Source organism: Rhodoferax sp. (genome assembly GCF_028715765.1).
GTDB lineage: Bacteria > Pseudomonadota > Gammaproteobacteria > Burkholderiales > Burkholderiaceae_C > Rhodoferax.
The window spans coordinates 1-3,066 of the sequence record NZ_JAQURE010000101.1 but is presented as its reverse complement, the minus strand read 5'-3'; the positions used below and the strand labels follow the sequence as shown (position 1 = coordinate 3,066).

The 3,066-nt window shown below is 60.9% G+C and carries 2 protein-coding genes and 1 pseudogene; all 3 read left to right on the top strand.

The window, feature by feature from the left end; translation table 11 throughout:
* Nucleotides 1-602: pseudogene (locus tag PHT20_RS16500) on the top strand (threonine ammonia-lyase, biosynthetic); the annotation flags it as partial.
* Nucleotides 603-666: 64 nt separating this feature from the next.
* A complete protein-coding gene (locus PHT20_RS16495) occupies nucleotides 667-1,593 on the top strand; it encodes a 5'-nucleotidase (RefSeq protein ID WP_301021388.1) in 927 nt (308 codons plus the stop codon).
* A 70-nt stretch (nucleotides 1,594-1,663) separates the two neighbouring features.
* Nucleotides 1,664-3,066 (top strand): ABC transporter ATP-binding protein/permease (locus PHT20_RS16490; protein WP_301021387.1); only part of this gene is annotated, 1,403 nt, incomplete at its 3' end.

Sequence of the window (3,066 nt, the reverse complement as noted above, 5' to 3'; positions counted from 1 at the left end):
GCTTTGTGGCCGAACGTGCCGAAGTGGGTGAAGAGCGCGAAGCCTTGTTTGCCGTGACCATCCCTGAAGAGCGCGGCAGTTTCAGGCGCTTTTGCGAGCTCATTGGCAACCTGCCCAGCTTTGGCGGCGCCAAAACCCTGCGCAACGTGACCGAATTCAACTACCGCATCAGCGACGCACAAAAAGCCCATGTGTTTGTGGGTTTGACCACCGCGGCCAAGGGCGAGTCGGGCAAGATTGCCGCACACCTCAGCCAGCATGGCTTTAGCGCGCTCGACTTGACCCACGACGAGCTGGCCAAAGAACACATCCGGCACATGGTGGGCGGCCACTCGGCGCTCGCGAAAGAAGAGCGTTTGTTGCGCTTTGTGTTCCCCGAGCGCCCTGGTGCGCTGCTGAAATTTTTAAGCCTGATGCGCCCGGGCTGGAACATCAGCCTGTTTCACTACCGCAACCAGGGCGCCGACTACGGCCGCATCTTGGTTGGGCTGCAAGTGCCCGCTGAAGAAGACGCCGAATTCACGCAGTTTCTGCAAACCTTGGGGTTCCCGTATGTCGAGGAAACCGCCAACCCGGTGTTTCAGATGTTTTTGCAAGCGTGATACCTTTGGGGTCAAACCACTCGCGCCAGCGACGTGCTCTGACCCCAACTGATTAGGAGACCCCATGGCAGTCACCTTGGACGGCAAACTTGTGGTGGCCATTTCCAGCCGCGCCCTGTTTGACTTTGAAGAAGAAAACCAGGTGTTTGAGCAAGGCGATGACCGCGCCTACATGGATCTGCAGTTGCAGCGGCTCGACCAGCCCGCCAAGCCCGGTGTGGCCTTTTCGCTGGTGCAAAAGTTGCTGGCGTTTAACCCACCCATGCCACCATTGGGTGATGATGGGGCGGGGGGCGTGCAGCGGGTGGAAGTGGTCATCTTGTCACGCAACGACCCAGTCTCGGGCATGCGGGTGTTTCGCTCGGCGCGGCATTACGGCCTGGCCATTGAGCGCGGCAGCTTCACCCGCGGCCAAGCCCCCTGGCGCTACCTGAAACCGCTGCATGCCAACTTGTTTTTAAGTACCCACTTGAGCGACGTGCGCTCAGCCCTGGCCGCCGGTGTGCCGGCAGCTCAGGTCTACCCACACTCGGCCCACGCCAGCGCCGCCCACCCGAATGAAGTGCGCATTGCCTTTGACGGCGACGCCGTGCTGTTCAGCGACGAGGCTGAGCGCATTTACCAGACCCAAGGCTTGCAAGCGTTTGTGCAGCATGAAACCGACAAGGCCGCCCTGCCACTGCCCGACGGCCCGTTCAAACCCCTGCTGCTGGCCTTGCAGCAGCTGCAGCGCGCCGGCACTGCGCACATGCGCCTGCGCACGGCGCTGGTCACCGCCCGCAGCGCCCCGGCGCACGAGCGTGCCATTCGCACCCTGATGAACTGGCACATTGAGGTGGACGAAGCCATGTTTTTGGGCGGCCTGGCCAAAGGCGAATTTTTGCGTGAGTTCGAGCCTGACTTTTTCTTTGACGACCAAACCGGCCACATCGAGAGCGCTGCCCAGCACGTGCCCTCCGGCCATGTGGCCAACCCCACACTGATTCTGTAAGTCAACCTGGTTCGTCCCTTTGACTCACACAGTGTGAGCCTGACAACGCCGCTCCAAGCCGCCACAGCACATGAAAACAACCCCAACTCCCCAGCACCGACTGGCCCAGTTCACAAGCTTTGTCAGCCAAGCCTGGGCCTTGACCCGGCCCTATTTCGCCTCCGACCCAAAGTGGCAGGCGCGTGCCCTGCTGGCCGCCATCGTGGTCTTGAACCTGGCGCTGGTCTACCTGGCGGTGCTGTTCAACGAATGGAACAAGCTGTTTTATGACGCGCTGCAAGACAAAAATGCCAGCGTGTTTTGGTCGCAGCTGGGGCGCTTTAGCTATTTGGCGGTGATCTTCATCGTGGTGGCGGTGTACAAGTTTTACCTGACCCAGCTGCTGGAGCTGCGCTGGCGCGCCTGGATGACCCGCCATTACCTGCAGCGCTGGTTGTCAAACCATGCGTTTTACCAGCTGGAGCTGATGCGGTTTGCCAACCCGCCCAACCCCACGCAAGCGCCGGGCAGCCCAGCCACGCCGCAGCGCCCCCCTGACAACCCAGACCAGCGCATTCAGGAAGACATCAACCAGTTCACCAGCTACAGCATTTCCCTGACCATGGGGCTGCTCAACGCGGTAGTGACCTTGGCCAGCTTTGTGGGTATTTTGTGGGCGCTCTCGGGTGGCTTTGCGTTCACCCTGGGGGCAACAGAGGTCAACATTCCCGGCTTCATGGTCTGGATGGCGTTGCTGTACTGCCTGGCGGGCAGCGTCATCACCCACTACATTGGGCGGCCACAAATCAAGCTCAACTTTGAACAGCAGCGCCTGGAGGCCGAGTTTCGCCACCACATGGTGCGGGTGCGCGAATACAGCGAGGCCATTGCGCTCGACCGGGGTGCCGCGGTCGAGCAGACCCAGCTCAATGGCCGGTTTGACCGGGTGCTGGACAATACGCTGGCGCTGATCAAGGCGCAAAAAAGCCTGGTCTGGTTCACCAGCTTTTTTGGCCAGGCAGCGGTGGTGTTTCCGTTTGTGGTGGCGGCGCCGCGCTTTTTCAGCGGCGCCATTGCGCTGGGGGAGCTGATGCAAATATCGAGCGCTTTTGGCCAAGTGCAAGGTGCATTGAGCTGGTTTGTGGACAACTACAGCAGCCTGGCGGCATGGCGCGCCACAACCGACCGGTTGACCAGTTTTGAAGCCTCTTTTAAGGCGCTAACGCCCGTCAATCAAGCGCAAGCAGCTCCAATTTTTGATGCACTCGAAGGCACTGACCTGCACCTGGCGCTGCCCAACGGCGTGGTGCTGCTCGACGGCGCCCAGGTGCGTGCGGCAGCCGGCGAGCGCATTGTGTTGCAAGGCCCCTCGGGCAGCGGCAAGTCCAGCTTGTTTCGCACCTTTGCCGATATTTGGCCGTATGCCAGTGGCCATGTGCAGTGCCCGGCACAAGCCATGTTCATGCCCCAGCGGCCGTATTTTCCCAACGGCAC

Excerpts from the sequence above, each read along its gene's own strand:
- PHT20_RS16495 (WP_301021388.1), top strand. The coding sequence starts at position 667 with ATGGCAGTCACCTTGGACGGCAAACTTGTGGTGGCCATTTCCAGCCGC.